General features: G+C 38.1%; 23 protein-coding genes, 2 tRNA genes and 1 riboswitch. Of the genes, 6 read left to right on the top strand and 19 right to left on the bottom strand.

Annotation, left to right across the window (positions count from 1 at the left end; genetic code table 11):
- Positions 1-322: 322 nt before the first annotated feature.
- The 7 genes from D4T97_RS08425 to D4T97_RS08395 form a co-directional block, all read right to left on the bottom strand.
- The gene (locus D4T97_RS08425) at positions 323-1,924 is read right to left on the bottom strand and encodes a methyl-accepting chemotaxis protein (protein ID WP_126049607.1); all 1,602 of its coding nucleotides are present in this window, start codon (positions 1,922-1,924) and stop codon (positions 323-325) included.
- Positions 1,925-2,606: 682 nt separating this feature from the next.
- Entirely contained in the window at positions 2,607-4,208 is a 1,602-nt protein-coding gene (locus tag D4T97_RS08420; protein WP_126050238.1) for a methyl-accepting chemotaxis protein, read from the bottom strand.
- A 619-nt stretch (positions 4,209-4,827) separates the two neighbouring features.
- On the bottom strand, positions 4,828-6,129 hold the full coding sequence (locus D4T97_RS08415; RefSeq protein WP_126049605.1) for a globin-coupled sensor protein: 1,302 nt from the start codon (positions 6,127-6,129) through the stop codon (positions 4,828-4,830).
- Between the two features lie 265 nt (positions 6,130-6,394).
- Positions 6,395-6,727: a hypothetical protein gene (locus D4T97_RS08410; protein ID WP_126049603.1), complete on the bottom strand. Its 333-nt coding sequence runs from the start codon at positions 6,725-6,727 to the stop codon at positions 6,395-6,397.
- A gap of 20 nt (positions 6,728-6,747) precedes the next feature.
- The gene (locus tag D4T97_RS08405; RefSeq protein ID WP_164525512.1) at positions 6,748-7,476 is read right to left on the bottom strand and encodes an EAL domain-containing protein; all 729 of its coding nucleotides are present in this window, start codon (positions 7,474-7,476) and stop codon (positions 6,748-6,750) included.
- 73 nt (positions 7,477-7,549) lie between these two features.
- A riboswitch (cyclic di-GMP riboswitch) is annotated at positions 7,550-7,633 on the bottom strand.
- 266 nt (positions 7,634-7,899) lie between these two features.
- Positions 7,900-8,631: an oxygen-insensitive NADPH nitroreductase gene (gene nfsA, locus D4T97_RS08400; protein ID WP_126049599.1), complete on the bottom strand. Its 732-nt coding sequence runs from the start codon at positions 8,629-8,631 to the stop codon at positions 7,900-7,902.
- 65 nt (positions 8,632-8,696) lie between these two features.
- On the bottom strand, positions 8,697-9,605 hold the full coding sequence (locus tag D4T97_RS08395; protein WP_126049597.1) for an EamA family transporter: 909 nt from the start codon (positions 9,603-9,605) through the stop codon (positions 8,697-8,699).
- A 728-nt stretch (positions 9,606-10,333) separates the two neighbouring features.
- Between D4T97_RS08395 and D4T97_RS08390 the strand changes: the two genes are divergently transcribed.
- Positions 10,334-10,693, top strand: a complete 360-nt coding sequence (locus D4T97_RS08390; RefSeq protein ID WP_126049595.1) for a Lin0512 family protein — start codon at positions 10,334-10,336, stop codon at positions 10,691-10,693.
- A gap of 177 nt (positions 10,694-10,870) precedes the next feature.
- Here D4T97_RS08390 and D4T97_RS08385 read toward each other — a convergent pair whose 3' ends face one another.
- Together D4T97_RS08385 and D4T97_RS08380 are read right to left on the bottom strand one after the other, a co-directional pair.
- Positions 10,871-11,131: a hypothetical protein gene (locus D4T97_RS08385; protein WP_126049593.1), complete on the bottom strand. Its 261-nt coding sequence runs from the start codon at positions 11,129-11,131 to the stop codon at positions 10,871-10,873.
- A gap of 218 nt (positions 11,132-11,349) precedes the next feature.
- Positions 11,350-13,629, bottom strand: coding sequence for an ATP-binding cassette domain-containing protein (locus D4T97_RS08380; protein WP_126049591.1), 2,280 nt, complete (start codon positions 13,627-13,629; stop codon positions 11,350-11,352).
- Between the two features lie 976 nt (positions 13,630-14,605).
- Between D4T97_RS08380 and D4T97_RS08375 the strand changes: the two genes are divergently transcribed.
- Positions 14,606-15,457, top strand: a complete 852-nt coding sequence (locus D4T97_RS08375) for a carbonic anhydrase (protein WP_126049589.1) — start codon at positions 14,606-14,608, stop codon at positions 15,455-15,457.
- A gap of 361 nt (positions 15,458-15,818) precedes the next feature.
- Here D4T97_RS08375 and D4T97_RS20465 read toward each other — a convergent pair.
- The 5 genes from D4T97_RS20465 to D4T97_RS08355 all read right to left on the bottom strand — a co-directional run bounded on the left by D4T97_RS20465 (position 15,819) and on the right by D4T97_RS08355 (position 17,965).
- A tRNA-OTHER gene (locus D4T97_RS20465) sits at positions 15,819-15,894 on the bottom strand.
- A gap of 304 nt (positions 15,895-16,198) precedes the next feature.
- A complete protein-coding gene (locus tag D4T97_RS20775; RefSeq protein WP_235872209.1) occupies positions 16,199-16,441 on the bottom strand; it encodes a hypothetical protein in 243 nt (80 codons plus the stop codon).
- A gap of 301 nt (positions 16,442-16,742) precedes the next feature.
- Entirely contained in the window at positions 16,743-17,168 is a 426-nt protein-coding gene (locus D4T97_RS08365; protein WP_126049587.1) for an RND transporter, read from the bottom strand.
- Positions 17,169-17,414: 246 nt separating this feature from the next.
- Positions 17,415-17,750, bottom strand: coding sequence for a YolD-like family protein (locus D4T97_RS08360; protein ID WP_126049585.1), 336 nt, complete (start codon positions 17,748-17,750; stop codon positions 17,415-17,417).
- The gene (locus D4T97_RS08355; protein ID WP_126049583.1) at positions 17,750-17,965 is read right to left on the bottom strand and encodes a hypothetical protein; all 216 of its coding nucleotides are present in this window, start codon (positions 17,963-17,965) and stop codon (positions 17,750-17,752) included. The genes D4T97_RS08360 and D4T97_RS08355 overlap by 1 nt, the downstream gene beginning before the upstream one ends.
- A gap of 151 nt (positions 17,966-18,116) precedes the next feature.
- On the opposite strand from D4T97_RS08355, the gene D4T97_RS20915 reads away from it, so the two are divergent.
- Entirely contained in the window at positions 18,117-18,248 is a 132-nt protein-coding gene (locus D4T97_RS20915; RefSeq protein WP_268920416.1) for a hypothetical protein, read from the top strand.
- Between the two features lie 768 nt (positions 18,249-19,016).
- Here D4T97_RS20915 and D4T97_RS08350 read toward each other — a convergent pair.
- Positions 19,017-19,223 (bottom strand): hypothetical protein, encoded by a 207-nt coding sequence (locus D4T97_RS08350; RefSeq protein WP_164525511.1) that lies wholly within the window; start codon positions 19,221-19,223, stop codon positions 19,017-19,019.
- A 307-nt stretch (positions 19,224-19,530) separates the two neighbouring features.
- Here D4T97_RS08350 and D4T97_RS20910 point away from each other — a divergent pair, with 307 nt between their 5' ends.
- The 3 genes from D4T97_RS20910 (at position 19,531) to D4T97_RS20460 (ending at position 20,791) form a co-directional block, all read left to right on the top strand.
- Entirely contained in the window at positions 19,531-19,698 is a 168-nt protein-coding gene (locus tag D4T97_RS20910) for a DUF1259 domain-containing protein (protein ID WP_328588767.1), read from the top strand.
- A gap of 617 nt (positions 19,699-20,315) precedes the next feature.
- Positions 20,316-20,393, top strand: coding sequence for a YjcZ family sporulation protein (locus D4T97_RS21070; RefSeq protein ID WP_408021597.1), 78 nt, complete (start codon positions 20,316-20,318; stop codon positions 20,391-20,393).
- Positions 20,394-20,653: 260 nt separating this feature from the next.
- Complete coding sequence (locus tag D4T97_RS20460) at positions 20,654-20,791, top strand: hypothetical protein (protein WP_164525510.1); 138 nt, start codon at positions 20,654-20,656, stop codon at positions 20,789-20,791.
- Positions 20,792-20,924: 133 nt separating this feature from the next.
- On the opposite strand, the gene D4T97_RS08335 is transcribed toward D4T97_RS20460, so the two are convergent.
- The 4 genes from D4T97_RS08335 to D4T97_RS08325 all read right to left on the bottom strand — a co-directional run bounded on the left by D4T97_RS08335 (position 20,925) and on the right by D4T97_RS08325 (position 23,812).
- Positions 20,925-20,997 (bottom strand) — tRNA-Val (locus D4T97_RS08335).
- Positions 20,998-21,107: 110 nt separating this feature from the next.
- Positions 21,108-21,278, bottom strand: coding sequence for a hypothetical protein (locus tag D4T97_RS20455; protein ID WP_164525509.1), 171 nt, complete (start codon positions 21,276-21,278; stop codon positions 21,108-21,110).
- 79 nt (positions 21,279-21,357) lie between these two features.
- Positions 21,358-23,319, bottom strand: coding sequence for a TRAP transporter permease (locus D4T97_RS08330; RefSeq protein WP_126049578.1), 1,962 nt, complete (start codon positions 23,317-23,319; stop codon positions 21,358-21,360).
- The gene (locus tag D4T97_RS08325) at positions 23,303-23,812 is read right to left on the bottom strand and encodes a DUF1850 domain-containing protein (protein WP_126049573.1); all 510 of its coding nucleotides are present in this window, start codon (positions 23,810-23,812) and stop codon (positions 23,303-23,305) included. The genes D4T97_RS08330 and D4T97_RS08325 overlap by 17 nt, the downstream gene beginning before the upstream one ends.
- Between the last annotated feature and the right edge of the window lie 115 nt (positions 23,813-23,927).

Raw genomic sequence — 23,927 nt, 5'->3', positions numbered from 1 at the left:
GCTTATGTAACTAGATTCCCAGAATCTGGAATCAGGCAAGCGAATATTAAGAAACACCTTCTTTCAATAAACATGAACTTAGTCATGAAAAATACCATTTTGCAAAAATGATTAAAGTATTGCAGAATGTTGCATTAATCATGGTTGTTCAACTAATTGCATTTGGATAAAACTGGGATTTTTCAGATGCTTTTTCACCAATCTATGTCCAACTATGTTTTTATCGGCAGATGATTATGTTTTTTAAGACGGCATAAGGAATAATTTTTACAAAAAGAAAAAGCCCTGGTCTAATGACCAGAGCTTTGGTAAACCAAACTGATTATGTCAATTTAAATGTAGAAACCGAAGCATTTAACTCTTCGGCTAATTCTGTTAGGGCATTGGCAGTAGTTGCTGTTTCCTCACTACTTGCTGATGCTTCCTCTGTCGCAGCGGAAATGCTTTCAATGAATGTCATCACTTCGGCAGATTGCGCCGCCTGCTCTTCGCTAGCGCCTGCAATCTCAGTAACCTTGTTTCCAGTATCATTCACCATGGTAATGATATTTTCAAAGGCTTCACCAGACTGTTTCGTATATACCAGTCCCTCCTGAACGGATTCCACACTTTTTGCCGTATTTTCCTGCATCCCTTTAATAATTGTAGTAATCTGTTTCGTCGCTTCTCCGCTTCGTTCTGCCAGCTTTCGCACTTCATCTGCCACTACTGCGAAGCCTCTTCCTTGTTCTCCAGCCCGAGCCGCTTCGATTGCAGCATTCAAGGCCAAAAGATTCGTCTGGTCTGCTATGTCATCAATCACCTCGATGATCTCACCAATTCTATTGGAATCCTCTTCCAATCTTGCCATCTGTTCGCTGACAACATTGGCTCCATCTACGGAAGATAGCACCACTTTTTCACCGTCCTGCGCAAGCTGGATCGTCTTGTTCGAGAGTTCTGCCGCCTGCTCCGTATTTTGCGCGACTGCATGGATAGCTTCTGATAACTCACTGAACAGCTCATTCATCGTCTGGGCGGCATTTGCCTGATTGGCACTGGCGCTGGCGATTTCATCTGTGCTGGCAGATACCTGTTCGGAAGAAGCAGACAGGTTTTCAGCTGCACCCAATATATTTTGGACCGTGGCTCTCATATTCAAAACCATTGTATTGAAGGATTGGGCCAGTATGCCAATTTCATCTTTCGTCTGGATATTAGCAGTTTCAGTCAAGTCCCCTTCCGCCACTTTCTCCATCAGATTTTTCATTTCATTTACCGGACGGGCAATGGTCCTAGTGAGCAAGACCCCAAACGCGATACAAATGGCAAAAGTCAGTATTGAAATAATGATCAAAATGATTGTTGACATGGAATAGGCCTTCCCTGTAGCAATGTATTCTTCTCCATTGATTTCCATATCAACGGCCTTGATCTCTTCAATATATTTGGCTACCCCTTCATGTAATTTACTTAATTCACCATCCCTTTGCTGAAAACTGCTTCGATCGGCAGAAACTGATTTGATTGCTTCATCATATACTTTATTATAATAATTAAAATTTAAGGTAAACTCCTTGCGAAATCTTTCTCCCTCCTGCTGTATCTCCTCGCCGAAATCCAAATATACATCGGCGTAAATGTTGACATTTTTTTCAATGTCCTGCCTCAGAGTCTTTATCTGTTCTAATTTTCCTTTATTGTCCGACTTCGACTCAGACAATGCAATATCTTGCCAAAGAATTTCTAATTTGTAAAGATCAATCTGGGCTTGAGTAAGATGACTCATGGGCACTAATGTTTTTTCATATGTCATCCAGACATTTCCACGAAGTTGCTTCATGTTTAACATTGCATATGTACTTACACCGGCAAGTATCACAGCAATTAATATGAAAGCTGATAACAATTTGAATGACGTTTTTCTATTAAGGAACCAACGCATATTACAATATCCCCTTTATTATCCTTTTTGGTTAAATCCATTAGATTCTTTAAATTTTTAGCGTTAATAAACAACCTCCTCTTTTTTACTACATTTTCAAATAGTAGAACAATTCCGCTTTCGATAATCATGGTTTCTCTTCAATCTGCCGATTTCATAATTTGTTAATATTTGTAAAAATAGTATATCTTAAGAAATGTCCTTACTACTATTTTTTTTATCGGATAAAGTTCATTTGTTTTTAATAGATGATACTAATAATATGAAAAGCTTTTGTCTAAAAAACCTCAAAAACAAAGCACCGGCAAAAAGCCGGTGCTTTCGTATATATTTATTTAATTTACCTTGAATGAAGCCACTGACATGTTCAGCTCATCGGTCAATTTTACCAAGTTTTCCGCAAGGGAGGTTATTTCTTCACTGCTTGCTATTGTTTTTTACCGTTGCAGCGGCGATGCATTCAATAATCGTTTTCACCTACTCCGAATTAGCGGCCTGTTCCTCACTGGCACTGGCAATTCCTGTAACTTTGTTTCCTAATTGAAAGTTTTGGCTGACCATTTAACGTTTTAAGTTTTTAAAAAATGTTTTCTCCCTTATCAACGCTACTTTAGTAGTAAGCAAGCAATGCAGTAAGCTTTTAGTCAAAAGTTGCAAGTAAACAGGTAAATAATCTTACAAATTACGTTAATTTAAAGACGGCAACAGTTGTATTTAGCTCCTCGGCCAATTCTATGAGGTTTTGGGATGTAGCAGCTGTTTCTTCACTGCTTGCTGTCGCTTCCTCGGTAGCAGCGGAAATGCTTTCGATGAATGTCAGCACTTCTGCCGATTGTGCTGCCTGTTCTTCGCTGGCGCTGGCAATTTCCGTCACTTTGTTGCCCGTTTCATTGATCATCTGAATGATATGTTCAAAGGCTTCTCCTGACTGCTTAGTTAATGAAGCTCCTTCTTCCACTGACTTGACACTTAAAACTGTAGCTTCCTGCATTTCCTTGATAATTGTAGTGATTTGTTTTGTCGCTTCGCCGCTTCTTTCGGCAAGTTTGCGGACTTCGTCTGCCACCACGGCAAAACCGCGCCCCTGCTCTCCAGCGCGTGCAGCTTCGATGGCCGCATTTAAAGCCAAGAGATTCGTCTGATCCGCAATGTCATCAATCACTTCGACGATTTCCCCGATTCTGCTGGAATCCTCCTGCAAACTAGACATCTGATCGCCAACGAGATTCGCGCCTTCTACAGAAGAAAGCACTACTTTTTCACCTTCTTGTGCAATTTGAATTGTCTTGTTTGAAAGCTCCGCGGCCTGCTCCGTGTTTTGAGCAACAGCATTGATTGCTTCCGAGAGCTCACGGAACAGCTCATTCATAGTTTGGGCTGATGTTGCCTGATTGGCGCTGGCACTCGCTATCTCTTCTGTGCTTGCAGACACCTGTTCCGAAGACGCGGACAGATTTTCAGCCGCACTTGAAATGCTTTTTATCATACCTTTTAAATTGGCGATCATCCGGTTGACGGACTGAGCCAATATGCCGACTTCATCTTGAGACCGGATATCCGCTGTTTCAGTGAGATCTCCATCAGCTACTTTCTCCATCAATTCGGCCATTTCATTAAGCGGACGTGCAATGACTCTTGTCAGCAGGAGCCCAAGTGCAATACAAATAGCTAATGTTAATATCGTGACAGTAATCATTACTATTAATGAAATGGAATACATATTCTCTGAGTCATGGTACTCTTCTTCAGACATTGACATGTCAACCGCCCAAATTTCGTCGATATGGTTAATTAACCGTTCATTTTGCTCGATTAATTCCAGGTCCAATTGTTGAAAGCTACTTCGGTCAGCGGCAACTGACCGGATTGCCTCGTCATACAATTTATTGTATGCCTCAAAATCTGAGGAGAACTGATCATAGATTTCTTGTGCCTCTCGCTCTGCAGCCTCTCCATATCCCAGATATGAATCAGTGTATAGTTTGAAATTTTTTATGGCATCCTGCCTGAGCTCTTTAACTTCTTCCAGTTTCGCTTTATTGTCAACCTTAGAATCGGACAAAACTATTTCATACCAGACAATTCGTAATTTCTGAAGTTCAAATTTCGATTGATTCAGATTTTCCATTGGAATGATTGATCCAATAAATAGACTACCAACATTTTCATTAATTTTCTTCATGTTCGTCATTGCATAAGTACATACAGATGCAAGTATGACCGCAACTAAAATAAAAGACGATAATAATTTAAATGAAGTCTTTCTATTGATGAACCAACGCATTTTTATCATCCTTTTGTTTATTATTCTTCTGGCTATTTTGTTCACTGCAACTAGATCGAAAGTATATCAATTAATTCTTACGTCAATTCATAAGTTGCCACAGATACATCAAATCTTCGCCAAACTATTTAGGTTCAGAGAAGTAGAGCCAGTTACCTAACAGTTTGCCGCAGCTTTTTCTATTAGACGGCAATGCTTTAAATAAGTCTCAGCACTTCTTCCAATCGAATACTCCCGGCAGCTCTCGATAAAATTTATTCATCGTCTGGATAACGCTTGCACTCGCAATTAAATCCTCACCGACCACCGCTCAGAAAACGCTGACAGAATTCGGTTGCACTTAGTATATTTCTGATTATTCTTCTTAAGTTAATGATCATTCTGTTAATCGATATTACTAATTCCATTTATTCCTTCGTATGAATATCTGATGTCTCGGTCAAATCACTGTCAAAATAGCTAACAAATAAAATCTTATCCGCCAAATACTGTTAATATCCTATATTAATAATTTGCTGGGAGTGAAAGGTCAATTTGAGTAATTTCGGGCGCTTCATAAAAAGACCCCAAAAAGGGGTATAAGGACGTGTAAAGCAAGTGTCATTTTTACAAAGGAAAGCTACGCCATCGCGGCTTCATTCAATTGCTCAGCTGATGTCGTAACTACGGCCGAAGCATTTTCAATTTCATTGACAACAGCAACAAGCTGGTCCATTTGTTCCTGCACTTTCATAATCGTCATGCTGTTTTGCTGGATGGATCCGGCAATATTCTGAAATGCCTTATCTGTGTGTTCGGAAGTGGAGATTCCAGACATGAGCGCCTCTTCCACATGCTTTAACGACTCTATCACCTGCTCTTTATACAGGTTTGAATTGGAAATCAGCTCATGTATTTGTGAGATGGAATTTTTGGTTTGTTCTGCCAAGCTTTGAACTTCTTGAGAAAGTACAGCAAAGCCCCTCCCATGTTCCCCGGCTCTTGCCGCTTCTATGGCGGAATTCAATGCCAAAATATTTGTCTGTTCGGCTATATCCTGAACAATGTGAATTACGCTTGAAATCTGATCGGAAGATTCACCCAAGCGATGGATGCTTTCAATCATGTCTCTTGAATATTTGTCCATGACGCTGATTTTTTCCAACAGTTCCTTTAACTTATTTTGGCCGTCGTCTGCATATTTTTTTGCCTGAATGGCCTGTTCATTGCTCTCTGTTGTCGTTTGATTCACCTCACGGATATTTGTGCTTAAGGTGACAACTGACGCTTGAGTTTGTTCGGCCAAGGCAACTAGCCCCTCACTAACAGAAGTCATTTGGTTCTTGAGGTAGACCTTCCCCTCTTCAAACTGGGTATTCAATTTCTTCATATTCTCACGGTCGTATGCCTCCAGAACAATCTGCTGCTCGAAGCTTAAAATTTTATTCACTGAAGAAAGTACAGTTTGTAATTTTCGTTTGTCTTTTATTCCATTAAAGACAAGGCGAGTGATCGTGTCATTGATATGTTGAAACGCCCCCATATACCATGCTGGCTCCAGCCCGATGACGTAGTGGACATAAGCAATCTTTAATCGTTTGTTTATAAAGCTTTGGTCTATTTTTCCGTCGAACATCTCTATTATATGAACTCTCAAAGTTTTTTTAAGTCTCTCGACAGTACTGTGTTTATCGATGATACCTTTTAGGTTTTGTACCTTCATAATGACGGAATAAAAGCTTTCCACTATCTCTACGATATTTGTTTCAATAATTGGTTGAATGCCTTTAAGGATCTTCATATCTTTTTCCGTAAGTTGAATCATATTCATTTTATCTAGTATGGAAGAATCCTCTATCATTATTTCTACTTTCCCACTTCTTGTCCCGTTTTGTCCTTCTTCAATTCTCTTGCTCGACTTGCCCATTCCAAAAAAGCCCACGTAACTTCCTCCTCTTAACCGATTGCTCTACAAAGTATTTACCTTTTTTAATAACAGGACTTTTAACCCATTTTTCACACTAAATTTATCTACAATCTTATATATCGGTTAATTTGCGGTAATCTTTATAAAGAGTTTTAAATACTTCTCATTTTTAAATAGTGAAAAAGTTTCACACAAAAAAACCCAGCCTGTTTAGGCTGAGATTTTTTTCATTATTAGTTAGAGAATTTCGAAAATCTAGAGTTTATATTTCAAGCTTGTTCTATAAATTTCTCCAGAAGTTATAATTTTTTAATGACAAATCAAGTTTTAACTCTTTGTTGATTCTTTTGTTATTCTTTAGATAAGCAATAAAAATTTTTAAATCATGTATTGCCTGTGTAAAAGAAATTAACTTAAATTGCTTTGATTTGTGATATTTAAGATACTGAACCAACGTATCTTCTCTTAAAAAAACGAGATGGTTAATGTTGGTGTTTTCATATAAAAATTGAAATACTCTTATTAACGAATCATACTCTGCAGTAGAGTTAACTCGATATGGGAATTGAGAAAAGAGTATATCATACCTGCTAAATTCTTGTATTGCTGACATCTGTAATACTCCTTGATACCTTATTGGGTCTTAGAGAAAGATCTCTTTAACAAAGCGGGTTTTCCTAGAAAATATCCCTGAGCAACTGAAATACCCAAAGCTTTTGCCACCTCTAATTCCTCTTCCAATTCTACTCCCTCTAGAATAAGCTGACTTCTTGTATTCTCACAAAATTTCTTTAAATGAAAGATGAACTCCTGCTTTTTTTTGGATATATGTAAATCTTGTGCAAAGTAACGATCCAATTTTAGATAATCGGCTTCAAGTTCAATAATTGATTGAATACATGAGTAGCCTTTCCCAATATCATCTAATGCAATTAAAAATCCGTCCTTTTTAAGTCTCGATATCTGTTTTTTCAAGCATTTCATGTCTTCAATTATCTCTGATTCAGATAGTTCCAATACCAATCGCTGACTTTCCACATTATTACCAGCAACAATTTGGTTGATAAATGAGGGAAAGTTGGGATTTAAAATCGACGACGGGTAAATATTTACAAACAAAATCCCAATTTCACTCGATAAACCTGCCGTATGATAGCTGGAAATAGCTTTACGAATTGACCGTGAATCCAATTCATAAAGCTGATCCTCTTTTTTGGCCAAATGAAAAGGTATCTCTGGATTTGGATAAATATCCGACCTTAATAGCATTTCATGGCCAATTTTAATCCCATTATTTATATCAAAAATCGGTTGATAAAAATGATAAAACTGTTCCAATTCAATAAAGCGGCTTATTGACAATTGTTTATACCTCCCTTCACAAAAAAAGGGCAGGCCCAGGGAAAACTGGGCCCACCTCTAGTGTCCAATTTCCTTTGGTAACTCGGCCACCATAGCAAAAAGCCTTAGGTCCGAAGCTTTGCGTCCTTATTTTTCAACAAGTTTGCCTTTATCTGGAATAAAATAGATAATTATAAAAGTCATTATAACAAATTGCGACAAAATTCCTAGGTTTTTGACAAAAATATTGTATTTCGCATTCAATAATCCCTATATTTCTACAAATAAAACGATAATATATTTGAAAGTTTACGATGTTAAAAAGTGCTGCAAAAAAAACGCTGACATATTAAAAATTCACGACAAATATAAGGTGATTTCCTTTAAAAATTATTTCTAGACATAAAAAAATCCCAGCCATTAATTAGACTGGGATGGTAAGTATTATGTGTCTTTCAGAAAACCTTTCGACTGCAGAAAATCCAGCATATAAGTCCTGCGCGGTTCCGACAAAAACGCGGCCATGACATCTGTCCATCCGCTGTTTTTATTGTTGGCGGTACGGCTGCGGTAATACTCTTCCATGACGGAATCATATTTTGTAAGAATTTCATCATATTTACTTTCATCGTATGTATCTTCATGCAAAATGGCTTCAACCGGGAGACGCGGCTTCACTTCATTCGTTTCTTCGGGAACTCCGACTGTCATGCCAAACAACGGGATGACATGATCAGGTAACTCCAACAGTTCACTGATTGTCTCCGGGTTATTTCGGACTCCTCCGATATAGCAGATACCAAATCCTTTTGATTCTGCCGCAACAACAAAGTTTTGGGCAAATAACGCTGTATCAATAACAGCAACCAGAAAGCTTTCTGTTGCACCAGCCAAAATCTCTTTCCCATGAAGGGACACTGCATGTTCCAGTCTTTTTAAATCCGCACAAAAAACAAGCGGCAATGCGGCCGATTCATACTGTTTCCGGTTTTTTGAAAGCTCCGCCAGTTTATCCCTTTTAACAGGATCCTTCACCCTCACGACAGAATAAGCCTGGACGAAATTGGAGCTGGCGGCATGCTGTGCAGCATGAAGCAATTCATGAAAAGTCTCGTCGGAAATCGGTTCATCCTTATATTTACGTACAGAAGCATGTGACTTCAATAAATCAAGCATTGCTGTCTTCCTTTCAATCGTTTGTCATATGTTCATCATACCAAACATCGAAGACGTTTGAGAAATCAGCCGCCTTCCGTTATTCCCAATAATATAATTCCCAGCATGACAATTGCTATCATTATATATTGGCGGGCGCTCAATACTTCTTTTAAGAAAACACGGGATAAAATCACTGAAAAAATTCCATGCGCAGCGATAAGCGGTGCCGCAATGATCGCATTTCCTGCCATCGCAAATACATAAAAAAATTGACCGGTAGTTTCCAGGATAGCTGCAAATCCTTTATCACGCTCTTTAAAAATAACAAACTTCTCTTTCTTAACTAGTTTCAAATACAGAAAAGATAGAATCGCTGCAATAAGGAAGGTGAATTCATAGGCCAGTAGGGCCGAATCTTCACTGATAAGCTTTAATTCATCCAAATATATCCCATCTGCAAATGTTCCCAACCCGTCAATCAGGCTGTATAGGATCGGAAATGTAATCGCCAAAACCCCAATTTGATACTTCTTGTCAACGACCTGATTGCTTGCTTGTAAAGCCGCCGTATCAGCCTGTTTCTCCAAAACAGCCAGCCCTATGACTCCTGCTGTAACAATTATCATTCCGGAAATTTCTATAACACTCATTTCCCTTGGAAAAAAAATAAATAATAAAAGCGCACTGACAGCCCCAGAAGAATTTTGAACCGGAGCAGCTATCGATAATTCAATATATCTTAAGCCGATATAACCGATCGTCATCGATAAAATATACATAAATGAAACAGGAAAATATCTAATCATATCAAAAGGATCAAAGCTGACCCCTTTAATAAACATATACGATATCGCATGAATTCCCATAACAAAGCCAACCATTGTCACAATCTTTAAGTGGCTGTATTTATCGCTGGGATCCGAACCTTTTTTATAAAATAGGTTTGCTGCTCCCCAGGCGACAGCCGTTAAAATAGAAAAAATAAACCACATGATGTCTTAAATCACCCGTCTGCTAAAATATTTTTCTTTGTTCGTTTAGAGAAATTTGAAAGTGTCCCTCAAATAAGGTTAATTGCGGGGATCATCTTTACCTCAGTTTTAAAGGAAGTTGTACGACGACCGTAGCATATTCATTGAAGGATGAGCGGTTAAAAAAGAAGCGTCAATCCCCTCGATCCAAGGATGAACGCTTCCTTCAGGCAGTGATTCCAGCTGCAAAGAACTAGCTTCCTCCACCCTGAAACAGAAGATTGGCTTTATGTAATAATACCTGTATAAATATATTCCATTTGATATCTTAAATCAAGTTTGAACGCCTATGTTCACCATTACTTAAACATTATAAATCTACTCTAGAAAAGTTTTCGTTTTCGCTTTTGTATTTGATAAAATAGTGACCACAAAGCATTCAAATCAAACATATAAGAATCAATTTTTAATTAAAAATAATCTTGGCAAGACACAGGAAATACAAGTAAAAATCCGTGCCATGGACAGCAACCTTCAGGAAATGAAAGAAAAGTAATCACTGTGGAACCAGATGAAGCTCAATAGAGACGAAAGAGACGCTAAATGATACAAGCCTTTTGAATAACTCTTTTCAAACACATAGACGGGTTTATAGTTTTTAGTAAAGTAATACATTTTAGGGACCCTGCATAACACTCTAGGCTTAAGATGAAAAATATGCCAAACTTAAATTACGAGGTGAAATAAATATGGAAAAAATAATGTTCATTGAAACAGGGATGGGAATTGATGTTCATGGTCAGGATATTACGAAAGCAGCGGTTCGTGCCGTAAAGAATGCCATTCACTTTAATTCGATGCCGGGGATCCGATCTGTGTTGCCTGGAAATAGCTTGGACAATATGATCGTAAATGTGAAACTTGCAGTTCCCTGTGACAAGGAGAAACTGGACATCGATGCTGTGAAAAAGACTTTGCCATTTGGTAAAATATCGGTAGAGGTTATGGATGGTGGAATGCTGACAACAAGCGGCATCGTCCTTGAGGAAAAAGGCGATAAAAACGATTTGATGTACATTGTGGTCGCATCGGTCGAAGTAGGCTATTAATGACTCAGTAGTTCGGGCTTATTAATAAAGGGAGCACTCATAGTCAGAAATACCAATAGCTTCTACTAAATTTAAAAGCGCCATTCCCTTAATATTTAAGGAATGAGCGCTTCTTTAATCTGTGAAATTTTGTTCAGTCTTCATCATGGTGAAAGCAGAGTGAATAATTATCAGCAATCATTTAGTAATTTTCGGCGGATGTATAAATGACCTTACAAATTTAACCAGACAATTTTCACAAAGTTCAAAGTTCCAAATTTCTTCATCAAAACTACTTCCGTACCCAAATACAAGTTTAATTGTTGGAAATGCTTCCGATTGTAACTCTCTTTCATGTTCTGTTCCAGTTATTTTTTTACTTTTACCACATTTATTACAAGTAATAGATTGTGGTAATTGTTTAACTTCTCTTACAGTTATATCCTCAAAATCTTTCATCCTTTACCTCCTTGAAACAGTGGTCTCGTTGTAAGTGATTGCGGCAACACATGGGTTGGGTTTTGATCGGTTTAAGTAGGAAAGGGGTAACTGCTTCTTACAGTAATGGTTCGGATTGAGTTTTTAGAGTTGTTTACTCCAACAACAGCATTTTATCTTTCATTAGCATTAATCAGCCGCTACGAGAATTGGGGAAGTTCAAATAATAAATGCACGTTTTAATTGTATTGCTTTCTAAATCCATCCTTTAACCATTTCGCTGTCAAAGTTTCTGCATTTAACATCCCTTCTGGTGTGCCTTCAAATATAATATGCCCGCCTTGTTTTCCTCCTCCTGGGCCTAATTCTATTACCCAGTCGCTCGCCGCTATAAAATCTAGATTGTGTTCGATAATTATCACAGAGTTACCTCTGTTTACAAGTTCTTGAAATAAATCTAAAAGTTTTCCATTATCTTTTGTGTGGAGTCCTAAAGATGGCTCGTCTAATAAGTAGATTTGTCCTTCTTTTTGTAAATGGCTTGCAAGTTTTAGACGTTGAGTTTCTCCTCCGCTTAGAGAACTTGTTGTCTGTCCTAGAGTTAGATACCCTAACCCAACGTCTTTTAGCGTATTCACTCTTTTTATGATCTTTGGCATTTTAAAAAAGCTTATCGCCTCATCTATAGTTAGATTTAAGATCTCTACTATATTTTTATCTTGATATCGATATGACAGGGCTTCGTCTGAATATCTCGTACCGCCACACGCTTCACAGGGAAGCGTCACTGGATCTGCAAATGCTACGTCGGGGGTTAGTACTCCTTTTCCTTTGCAGATAGGACATGCTCCTAAAGAGTTAAAGCTGAACAGACCTGCCGGTTGCCCTGTTTCTTTTGAAAATATGGAGCGAACATCATCCATTATGCCCATATATGTGGCCAGTGTCGACCGGTTAGAGGTTCCTATGCTTCCTTGTCCCACCATTATGGTTTCCGGATAACTTTCTGGGAATGCTCCCAACATTAAGGAGCTTTTTCCTGAACCAGATACACCACATATAGAGACTAGGACATTCCTAGGAATTTTTACGCTTATATTTTTCAAGTTATTGTTACTTGCTCTTTTTATTGTAAAATTACTTTCTATATCCCTTGGAGTTCTGTTGATTTTTAGCTTGTGGTTTAAAGTTGTTGCGGCTTCAGAGCTTATGAGCCCTTCTAATTTTCCTTGATAGACAACTTTTCCGCCGTTAACACCTGCTCCTGGTCCCATCTCTATTATTTCATCCGCTGTTTTTATTACTGATAAATCGTGTTCGATAACAATGACGGTATTATGTTGAGCTTTTAAACTTTTCATCATCTGTATTAACCTATCCACTTCTTCTGGATGGAGTCCTGCACTTGGTTCGTCGAAAACATATGTAATATTGTTTAGGCTGCTCCCTAAATGACGAGCAATTTTTACCCTTTGAGCTTCGCCGCCGGACAATGTGCCCATTTTTCTTGAAAGACTCAAATATCCTAATCCCATTTCAACCAGTTGTGTGAGATGTGGAATTGTTTGTTTTGCAATAGATTCTCCCATAGGAACTTTTATGTTCGTTAGTTCTTCGAGTAGTTCAGTAAGCTCTAATTGATCGTATTCTGCGATATTTAAACCATTTATTCTACATTCCAGTACCTTTGGGTTTAGCCCTGACCCTTGGCAGGTTGGGCATAACGAATGTGTTGATACTGCTAAGACGTCATCTTGGGTCACTTCTTTTAGCCTTGAGATATCTCTATTGATATAAAGGCGCGTAAATCTTGGCAATAATCCATCCCATTCATGAGGCTGAGGTCCGTTTTTTGTGTGAAACGGCGCATAGACTTTTTCACCTTCCCGGGGACCATATATTAGCAGATGGTGTTCTTCTTCTGAGTAGTCCTTTATCGGTTTATCGGGATCGAATAATCCGCCGGTCATCATCCATCTGCCCTGCCAACCCGAAGGCGATAATGGCTTAAATTTCACTGCATACTCTCGAAGTGACTTATTATAATCAATCATCTTATTTAAGTCTGGCGCAATGACCTCCCCAAATCCACTACATTCTGGACATCTGCCTAAAGAACTTTGGCTCGAAAAGTCGTTGGCAGAACCTATTGATGGCTTTCCTATTCTTGAGAACAAAAGTCTAATTAATGGGTTTAAATCCATATAGGTGCCTACTGTTGAGCGGGAATTGCTCCCTATAGCTCTTTGTTCTACTACTACAACTGGGCTTAAGTTTTGCATAAGATCGGCGTGGGGCCTTTCGTACCTTGGCATTTGATATCTGACATAGTGAGGATAGTTCAAAGTCATTTGTCTTCTGCTTTCTGTTGCTAATGTATCAAAAACGACTGAGCTCTTTCCTGAGCCTGAAAGCCCAGTGAATACGATAATTTTTTCTTTAGGTATGTTTAAATTTATATTTTTTAAATTATTTTCTTTAAGTCCTCTTAAAATGATTTCATCTTTTATTTCTGACATTTTATTATCACCCTCTCTGATTTTATCTACCATGCTTCTCTTGGTTCGCTACAAGTCTAGCCAACCCTTGACAAGGGGAATACCTTTTAAGTTCTCCTACTTTTCCAGCTAGAATAAATAAGAGATTGCGATAATAGTATAATCGTAAGACTTCATGCTCTTACATAGATTTTCACATCAATTTTACATCATTCAATTTAGGTTGAACAGCAACCTCTAACAAGGGATGCCAGGGGCGCAGGTTCAATTCCTATCATCCCGATCTGAAAGAAGAAGCGTCCAACTCATTTATTGTAATGGGTTGAACGTTTTTTTGTTTTTGCTGAATTAATTCAATCCTTGAGAATACCTGATGGAAAAATCAGAGTATCAACTTCCTAAAAACGTCTCAATGTATAATATCAACGTTTTGTCGGTAGGACACCGACATAGTTATGATTAATAAGTATTTTTTCATTTTATTACGCACTTTAGTTTCGACTTTTTCTAAATGTTTTTCCTTAAGGCAGTTTAAAGGTTGAGGGTTAAACATGTAATCTCTCCATTATGATAAAGGTCTTTGAAATTATTTCCTTTAATTTAATACAATTTGATATCTTTCATGGTATTGGATATTAAAAAACGTTTTTTCTACATTAATTATAATTATGAGTCAACTAAGTAAACAACGTAAGAACGTTCAACGAGATGCTAAGGGGAATATTGGGAGGGATTTTTTTTGATAATGTTGGAGTCTAGAATCAGCTTCTTGCAGTTTGAAAAGAAACAAAAGCTACTTTTTATTAATATGTAAAATAGTCATTAAGCACCAAGTGATAATTCACATGTTCATCCGTTTTCATATGTAAACGTATAGTAATTATTAACTGTATTGTGGAATTTAAGCCCCTTTGTATTGAGTTTTTTTATTTTTTTAGTATGGTATTTTATGTGCCAGAGATAACAAAAAAAGAAGAAAGAAGGGGATTCGCAAAATATGAAAAAGAGTCTATTGTATCCATTTTTAATTGTATCGTTAAGCTTTTTACTGGGAGCTTGCTCAGAACCAAAGAAAGAAACAACAGTATCAAAAAAAGAAGAAGTAAATGAGGCAAATGAAAAAGGTGCAACAGAGTCAAATGTTACACCCACTGCTGAATGGTCTTACGAGGAAGAAACAGGACCTGAGCATTGGGGGGAATTGGATTCCGCATACGCAGCTTGCATGAAAGGAAATGAACAATCACCGATCAATATCGAACCATCTCTGGAAGAAACAAGTGAAACAAAACTTGAAAATATTGAATTTCAATATGAGCCGACACAGTTTTCAATAGTCAATACCGGTCATACTGTACAGGCAAATCCGGCGACATCAAGCAACAGCATTGTGGTTGAAGGAATAGAATACAAACTTGCTCAATTCCATTTCCATACACCAAGCGAGCACCAATTCAATGGTCAACAAATGGATATGGAACTGCATCTTGTCCACCAAGACGCTAACGGTGAGCTTGCCGTCCTAGGTTTATTGATCCAAGCTGGAAAAAAAAACGAACAATTGGCATCCATTTGGAGTAGATTACCAAAGAGTGAAACAAAAAGCGATATCGCCATAGAAGAACCTGTTGATTTACAAGCTTTACTCCCCTCAAATCAAACATCCTTCTATTACAACGGTTCATTAACGACACCACCTTGTACCGAAAAAGTGAAATGGATTGTTTTCGAAGAGCCGATTGAAATGTCAAAAGAACAAATACAAGCATTTCAGCAAATTTTCCATAATAACCAACGTCCTGTTCAGCCTGTAAATGGACGTGAAATCATTAAGGAAATTGCACAATGATGTATCAAGTGCATAAGCACAATAGGCCTTTCATGAATCCGGCATAATTGTTGAGGTTCTCCTTTTATCCTCGTATATTAAATTATTAAATTCCAATAATAAATACATAACAAATTGAAATAAAACTGTTATGTATTAATTAATATATCAGCAAGGGGTTCTGGGAGTCGCAGGTTCAAATCTTGTCATCCCGATATAACAGATAGGCGCCAATCCCTTTATAATCAAGGGATTGGGCGCTTTTATATTAATACAGTTTAGATTATTTTCGATTGATATAGAGGCTGACGAATTGAGCTCTTTCTATAAAAATATAAAACAGGCGATAAACCTTTATACAGTTCATCGCCTGTTTGAATAGTGATTCCGACTGGGCTTGAACCAGCGACCTCCACCCTGTCAAGGTGGCATACCCTTACCGAACAAATACGAACACCCCTTATAAAACCTAATAATATCAAGGTTTTTGAAATGACAATACGATTGTTTCCAATTAAAAATGAGCGTTGTTGACGAGTTTGGTCAACAATTCGTCAACAAAAAAGAGCCAGTCTATTAGATGGGCTCTTATTCTGCATATTACTGTAAATTAAGATGCCCGCCGTCAAAATGTCGGCAAGTTGCCGGCAAAAAAACCCTCTCTTCAGAGGGGTTTTCATTTTTAAGGGCCATCGGAAAATATTGCGGAATTATTTTATGACATACTCTTCTTCAACAATCGCGCCGTTTATTGAGTAGTTTTTATTGTTCACTAATTCCGAATGCAAGTAAAAGAAAATAAGCTAATACTAACACTGCGCCATTTAGTATAATTCCTGTTATAATAAACCACAGTTTTTTAGATATTATAGCAAAAATAACTCCGAGTCCAGAAAGCACAGTAAACACGCTTATAATCAAAGTCAAATTTGCATTAGGCCCTCTTATTACAAAGAAAAAAATTATACTTATTAGCACGGTTAATATTGATAGTGCCCCTAATATATTCTTTGTTTTTTTCTTATTCAGAATAGTAACCTCCCTTTAAATCATAACCTGTTAACAAAATGGATCAATGAGCTAATAACGGAATATTCTCACTCCTTTTTAGCGCCCGATTGCTGAAGATCCAAAAATTTAAATATTGATCTATAGTTATTGTGCTAAAGCCCCCGATAGTTTAAGTACATTTTTTTCACAAACTTAAAACAGGGATGCTGCCCCGTTACTTTAAAAAAGCTGTCCATGACATACAGGGTCAATAAATCTTGCTATCCATTAGCATATAAGGAAGTAATTCAAATGGTTACCTTTTATTTGTAGCATTGCGACGTTGAATAAGAAAAGAAATTGAATAAGAAATTATTAAAATCACTCCTATTAGGAAAGCGATAAGGAAGCCAAGCATGCCCTGTATTCCGACCCATCCAATTGTAAATGTAAGAAAAAATAATACATAACAAAAACCAACCAGAATGATAGAAATAGGAACGTTAAACGGGAATAAACGTTTCCAACCAATTGCTAAAAAAACGGAAATGATCAGTATGGCTATCGAGATAATAATATGGAGTGTCCCCCATCGGAATCCCGCACGAGACTGTGCATCTTCACCAAAGGCAGGTGTATTGTATAGGTCATATAGTGTGATAATTGCAGTAATAACCGCCGTTAATACAACTATTATTAAAATACTCCAGTTTATAGTTTTCAGGTTAGTTTTATTCTTCATTTAATCCCCCTAACTCCCTCCCGTATTGTCCTAATCACCAAAAAGTAATTGATTCGTTTACTATAACTTCAACAAAAAGTGGTATTCTCCTTATTCGAGAAACCTGCCCGTTGGTTTAAGTGAATAATTTCACAATTCCCTATTAGTTATTTAACTTTATTGTATCAAATGTCATCAAATGTTTGCTCCACAATCTGGCCCGTTTGTTGAATAAGAACCTCAATAAGCCACACGACAATCTGATTATCAATTTTTATATTCAACTTCAACTATCGATTTAAAACTAATTCTATGTACATTTTCTTTTATATCCACCACATGAACTATTTTATTTATTTCATCTATATAATGAAGGACTCCTTCAACATCATCAAAGAATCCATCAATCCAGACGGTGAAATTTAGTGGTAGGTTAAACTCAATAGCAATATGTAAAGTTTCATTGATCTCCTCCCACCCTTGTTCATCGATGTCGGGCTTTTTGACTCGTTCGTAATCAACATTCAAGTATTTAAGCATTTGGACATGTTCCGGCAGCATCATGGCAGTCCACTTTTTCGTGCCACGGTCTTTTATATCCATCAAGCTCCCCTCCTTTGTCTGACGGGGGCGATTGATAATATGTTGGCCAAGTTAAACGTGCGGAATTGTTTATTGCTAAAGCAATAAGCTTTGATCGTTGATTCGGTTACGCCAATCACTTTGATGATGCGTTGAGATATTTGATTGTTTTTGTTTATGTAGATTAATTCAAGTCTCTGCCTAGACCCAGCTGCACGCATTAACAAGCCTGTCATATTACCACCACCCGAACAATTATTTGTATTAATTATATGCGAACATACGTTTGTTGTTCAAGTGGAAAAGATTTCTTACAATTAAAGAAGTATTTGTCATTTCATGTAGAAGTAAAGTCCTAATGAACTGTACTGAATTAGGTGCATATGATTGGATTTGGAGGAGTTTTTTCTCTCAACGGAAGAAGTCATCAAGGAAAAACTTTCAGCTGTGAAAGTTAAAAAAAGCTGGTTGCTATTGATGGTGATGGTTCGTTGTTTTTTGATTGCAGGGTTAGAATGAACAGCTTTACCTTTTTAAAAACCCCCAGACTAAGACTGTCCGGCCTTTTTATACTTGGGATAGATTATATAGTTAATAAGTTAGAGCAATTTGAGGATGAATGACAATAGGAGTAGCCCGGACTACGCCGGGCTTTCTTTAGAGGTAGCAAACCGCTGGGTATTTTTATTATACGCTGGATATTGTTTTGTGACATAAAAATCGAACAGTCCATATTTGGATATGAAGAGTCTCTAATATATTGCAAAATATGTATCTAATCCAAATAGGAATAATGGAAATAAATAATAGTACAAGCCCAGCCAAAGCTGGGCCTTATCGTGATGAACAATCGTGGAGTATTTATATTATATGCTGAATATTTTTATTTGATTCAAAAAAGCCCTCCTGAAACGAGGAGGGATGGTGCACAACATTAAAAAAAGAGGATGATATCATTATCGTCTAATTAATTTTATTTAATCATCAGTGACCGCCGGGCTTTTTTTTAACCCATAAATTAAACACTCTCCCCTTTCGGAAGGTATGTCCACATCTAACAAAGGGGGATTAATTTTATTATCGTTTTTTGTTTGTTTATTTTTATTTAAAGACATGTAAAAAAACTATTAGATATACTGTATATATCCTTAAAAGGCTATCAAACATACCCCCTGGATGACCTTCATTTAATCCAGGGGGCTTTTTATGCCTCGCTACAAATGTGGAAGTTTAAATTAGAGCAATCCCTAAACTATCACCTTGGGGATTTTTCCTTTTTTATTTTGGCTAATTACCAATCAAACTCTCCATGCTCATGTCTGCGTCTGCGCTCTTCTCTACATCTGCACTCGAATTCACGCCTGCGTCTTCTTTCGTGCTCTTCTTCCTCTTCGCACTCGTGCTCACGTCGTTCTTCACGGCAAAAGCAAACAAATCGCCTTCTCCGTCTTTCTCTTTCCCTTTCTCCACCCACAAAATCATCTTCAAATTCAAAGTGCATTTCCATCTCTCCAATTAATTATTTAAGCCGGCCGACTCGTTAATAATATATTGGAGCATGTCGTATTCGATTGGACAGAAAGTCTGATATAAATGAGGATTTTTTCGTAGAAATAAAAAAGCCCTCCTACAATAAGAAGTGGCTCTTGAAAAAAGGGGACAAATTCATTATTATCATATTTATTTTATTATCCTCGTAACTTTTTAAATAACTACCTATTTTTTAAAAATGGTTTGTTAACACCTTGATGAACAAGCTCTATTTTGATTGGGATGTCATGATTTGTACTAAATCTAGCCTATTAATCAAAAGTTATTATATTTATCTATACAGGGATTTCTATCTAAGCATACGTTTTTTGATGATCCTCGTTTAATGTATATGCATTGGGAAAATGTAGGAGATTCATTTGATTTTGCTAAAAAAAGTTTTGATGCAGCATTAGAAGCAGGTCTCTTTAAAAAATAACAGGCCATTTTTGTTCGTCTAAAATGGTTTATTTACTCCTGCTCGTACTTTCAAGCTAAGATATTTGCACATGGGTTAAAGCCTGGTCAGCGCCGGGTCTAAGTATCAGAGAAATCCCTTTGACTATTACCTAAAGGGATTTCTCTTTCCTCTGATTAGTTACCTACCAATCGCATCTACGCTCTCTTTCACGTCTACGTCTTACTTCACGGCATTCACAAATGAATCTCCTTCTCCGTCTCCGTCTTTCTCTTTCTCCACGTACAAATTCATCTTCAAAGAACATACCCCTGACACCTCCTTTATATTTATTAAAGCCGGAATTATTAATAATATATTGAAAAATGTCGAATTTGATTGGACAATCCGTCTGATAGAAATGAGGATTTATTTTGAAAAGATCTCTGAAAGCAGTCGAACGTGAAAGTGCTTAAATAGCCAGTCCCTAGGCTTTAATCAAGAGAAATACACATTTTATAGCTTTGTCCGCATATCCCCTAGCTCGTTTTACACTCACTCGCATAATTTGTATTAATTCCTGTAAGGTGGTGATATTTATGTTCTTCGGATGTGGACGCAGATGTTACGGCGGTTATGGATATGGAGGGGGTTACGGCCTGGGTAATTCCTTTGCATTAATCGTGGTACTTTTCATTCTGTTGATTATTGTCGGCACAGCGTTTGTCCATTACTAGCCTCCACAGGAATTGAATAGTAATCGAATCTACATCCGCCACTGATTCGGTTAGGTAGTAACATCCTAGAGCGCTTCTAGCGCTCTTGTTATTCTATTATGACAAAAATAAAAAAGCCCTCATCGTTGGAGGATGGAAGGTGTCAGGCTCATATCTTTGTTAGCTATAACTGGAGGCTCCACACATCCAAAAGTCCCTTTCCATTTTTGGAATGAAATGGTAACCTTACTGATAGATTTCAACTAAGGGGGATTTACATAATGAAAAAGTTTTTCGCCTTACTAGCGTCGTTTTTTATTATCGCGATGTTGGCTGCATGTAACTCCGACGACAGCCAGGCCCAGGGGACAGAAGATGGAAACAAAACAGTGGAAAATGAAATAGAGGTCAAAGATTAAATGACCTTTTCATATCGAGAAAAACCCAAGAAAAATAATTCCGTCAACAATTCGTCAACAAGTGGAATTTTTACTAGTTTTAACAAAAAGAAAAGAACCCTTGAAACATTGAAGTATCAAGGGTTCTAGCTAGTGATTCCGACTGGGCTTGAACCAGCGACCTCCACCCTGTCAAGGTGGCGCTCTCCCAGCTGAGCTACGGAATCAAATATTAATATGAACCGGACAATTAATAATATATAACAAGTGCAAGATAATGTCAACTACTATTCTTAAAATAATTTATTTCTTTTTGTTTTCTCCTAAATAATAAAGTTTACTCCTGGAGTTTTCGATCTCTTGAAGTTTCCAATAACACATGTAGTACTGTCTCATAGTACTTCAATTCATCGATAGACTTAGCAGTCTTCAATCTTTTTTTCGTTTCCTCAAGGAGTTGTACTTCTGTTTCGTTTAAATAATCAATTGGTTTAAACGTTTTTGACAACCCGCTCCCTCCTTAATATAACTTATTATAAAAGATAACGGAAGAAAGCTCCACCCTGTCAAGGTGGAGCTTTCTTTCATCAGCTTTCCGCCAATTTATATTTTCCCTTGTTTTTCGTCATCATTTGCGTTGCGAGCATTCCTACGAATAACACGAGCCCGATGATATCTGACATACCTTCGGGATACATGAGCATCAGGCCTGCTACGATAGCGATGATCCTCTCGAACCAGTACAATCTTCTATACCAGAATCCGATAATACCAGCCCCGATTCCAATCATGCCTGTGAATGCCGTAAATACCATCCAAATGAGATACGGAATGGTTGTATCAATCATTAATAATTCCGGAGACAATACGAACATATATGGGATGATGAACGCCGCAATGGCAAGCTTTGATGCATTGACCCCTGTTCGTATCGGTTCCCCGCCCGACACTCCGGATGCCGCAAAAGCGGCTAAAGCGACCGGTGGTGTAATATCTGCTACGATTCCGAAGTAAAAAACGAATAAGTGAGCTGATAGTGCCGGAACACCGAGTAAAATAATGGCAGGTGCCGCAATTGTTGAAGTGATGACATAGTTTGCGGTTGTCGGCGAACCCATCCCCAAAACAATAGCAGTAAGCATTGTAAAGAATAAAGTCAATAGCAGCTGTTCATTGGCAAGGCCGACCAACCCGTTGGCAAGCTTCAAACCCAATCCTGTTTTAGTAACAACTCCAACGATAATCCCCGCAGAAGCAGTGGCTGCTGCTACAGCAAGAGCTGTTCTGGCACCGTCCACAAGAGCTTCCACCATGTCTTTAAAGCCGATACGGGTACTTTTCCTGATGGCACTGACGACAATTGTACCGATGATAGATAAAAGTGCTGCGCGCATGACACTTACACCGGTCATGAGCAAAACGATAATCAGAAGAATCGGGATCAATAAATAAATTTTTCCCAGAACTTCTTTTCTGTCGGGCATCTCTTCTTTTGCCAAACCTTTCAGGCCTACCCGCTTCGCTTCAAAGTGAGTCATGATCCATATTCCTGAAAAGTAAAGGATTGCCGGAATTGCAGCTGCTTTCGCTATTTCCCAGTAAGTGATGCCGATGAATTCGACCATCAGGAATGCTGCTGCACCCATGACAGGCGGCATGATCTGTCCCCCGGTTGAGGCAGCCGCTTCAACCGCTCCTGCAAATTCCTTCCGATAGCCAAGCTTTTTCATCATTGGGATCGTGAATGAACCTGATGTCACAACGTTCGCAACGGAACTTCCGCTAATTGTTCCTTGCAGGGCACTGGAGAAAATAGCTACCTTTGCCGGTCCCCCAATTCTTCGGCCTGCGATTGACAACGCCAAATCGTTGAAATATTGACCGACGCCGGTTTTGACAAGGAATGCCCCAAATAATAGGAATAAGAATATGAATGTTGCAGAAACATACAATGGTGTTCCAAGAATTCCTTGTGACGTAAAAAACATCGTGTTTATAAGACTTTCAAAGTTCAAACCTCTATGTGCCAGGAATCCCGGCATTGATTGGCCGAAATATGCATATGCCATAAATAATGCAGCGATGATTGTTATCGGAAGTCCCACGGCCCTTCGTGTGGCCTCCAGCGTCAATAAAACAGCGAGTGTTCCGACTGCTAAATCAATAGTGGTCAACATTCCCACCCGATTGACTATCGATTCAATCATCAATGGCCAATAAACCCCGACACCGACTGAAAGGATGGCTAAAATGATATCATACCAAGCCACTGTATCCTTTTTCCGTGTCATCCTTCTGGCAGGAAAAAGAAGGAATATGAGTGAAAGGGCAAATCCAAGGTGAATGGACAGCAAAATTTGACGAGGGATCGACTGTGTGATGGACGCATATAATTGAAAAATTGAAAAGGCGAGTAAACCAAAAAAGATAATCCAGCCAAAAGGCCCTTTCACTTTCCTCGTAGCCGACTCGGGATCATATTTTTCTAATATTTTTTGTTGTTCTTCTTCTGATAAAGTCTCATGCACATGTTTATCGGCCAACAACATTCACTCCTTTCCATTGCTGCCAGAAAGAAAGCTTTCTTTTCTTGATCCTGACTATAGACCCTGGTTTGGCAAAAGCTGAAAAAGGCGTCACTTTTCCTTTTACGATTAAACGATGTTTTGCACTAACCTGGCCTATGCCTAGATCAATCCAATCAAACTCTCTGTTCATATTTTCAATATGATATTTTCCATCTTTCATACGAAAGATTTCCCCTTCCTCCGCGTTAGAAGGCATGCCTACTGCTGTATCCTCATATTCCAATTCCGTTTGGCGGATTCTCCCGTTATTTTCCACCAGGTATGACTCTCTTACCTCGGAATGATGGATGGAATGAGTGTATACAATTTTGAAGCTATTTTCCGTCTCTCGAAGCGTGAAATATGCAAGGATATTGTCCTCCTTCGGAGATTGGATTGTTATTGCATCCGTAATTGGTACCGCAAGTAATATCATGGCTGCAACAGGAATCAAAAGCAGCTTTAAAATTTGCATCCGATCGTTCTCCTGAAAATCGTTAAAGAAAAGCGTAAGGCGCGCAGCTTTAGTCGACAAGCACAAATTGATTTTGATAAGGGAGGTTTTCTGCCGCCGCAGCAAAGCTACTGAT

The organism is Siminovitchia acidinfaciens (assembly GCF_003605385.1).
In the GTDB taxonomy this organism is placed as follows: domain Bacteria; phylum Bacillota; class Bacilli; order Bacillales; family Bacillaceae_C; genus Siminovitchia; species Siminovitchia acidinfaciens.
Note: the sequence above shows the minus strand (reverse complement) of the source record. Positions and strands in the feature narration are given on the sequence as shown.

Bases quoted from the DNA above. Each gene is read 5' to 3' on its own strand.
- D4T97_RS08425 (WP_126049607.1), bottom strand. From the start codon at position 1,924: ATGCGTTGGTTCCTTAATAGAAAAACGTCATTCAAATTGTTATCAGCT.
- D4T97_RS08420 (WP_126050238.1), bottom strand. From the start codon at position 4,208: ATGCGTTGGTTCATCAATAGAAAGACTTCATTTAAATTATTATCGTCT.
- D4T97_RS08410 (WP_126049603.1), bottom strand. From the start codon at position 6,727: ATGTCAGCAATACAAGAATTTAGCAGGTATGATATACTCTTTTCTCAA.
- nfsA (WP_126049599.1), bottom strand. From the start codon at position 8,631: ATGCTTGATTTATTGAAGTCACATGCTTCTGTACGTAAATATAAGGAT.
- D4T97_RS08395 (WP_126049597.1), bottom strand. From the start codon at position 9,605: ATGTGGTTTATTTTTTCTATTTTAACGGCTGTCGCCTGGGGAGCAGCA.
- D4T97_RS08390 (WP_126049595.1), top strand. From the start codon at position 10,334: ATGGAAAAAATAATGTTCATTGAAACAGGGATGGGAATTGATGTTCAT.
- D4T97_RS08385 (WP_126049593.1), bottom strand. From the start codon at position 11,131: ATGAAAGATTTTGAGGATATAACTGTAAGAGAAGTTAAACAATTACCA.
- D4T97_RS08380 (WP_126049591.1), bottom strand. From the start codon at position 13,629: ATGTCAGAAATAAAAGATGAAATCATTTTAAGAGGACTTAAAGAAAAT.
- D4T97_RS08375 (WP_126049589.1), top strand. From the start codon at position 14,606: ATGAAAAAGAGTCTATTGTATCCATTTTTAATTGTATCGTTAAGCTTT.
- D4T97_RS08365 (WP_126049587.1), bottom strand. From the start codon at position 17,168: ATGAAGAATAAAACTAACCTGAAAACTATAAACTGGAGTATTTTAATA.
- D4T97_RS08360 (WP_126049585.1), bottom strand. From the start codon at position 17,750: ATGGATATAAAAGACCGTGGCACGAAAAAGTGGACTGCCATGATGCTG.
- D4T97_RS08355 (WP_126049583.1), bottom strand. From the start codon at position 17,965: ATGACAGGCTTGTTAATGCGTGCAGCTGGGTCTAGGCAGAGACTTGAA.
- D4T97_RS20460 (WP_164525510.1), top strand. From the start codon at position 20,654: ATGAAAAAGTTTTTCGCCTTACTAGCGTCGTTTTTTATTATCGCGATG.
- D4T97_RS08330 (WP_126049578.1), bottom strand. From the start codon at position 23,319: ATGTTGTTGGCCGATAAACATGTGCATGAGACTTTATCAGAAGAAGAA.
- D4T97_RS08325 (WP_126049573.1), bottom strand. From the start codon at position 23,812: ATGCAAATTTTAAAGCTGCTTTTGATTCCTGTTGCAGCCATGATATTA.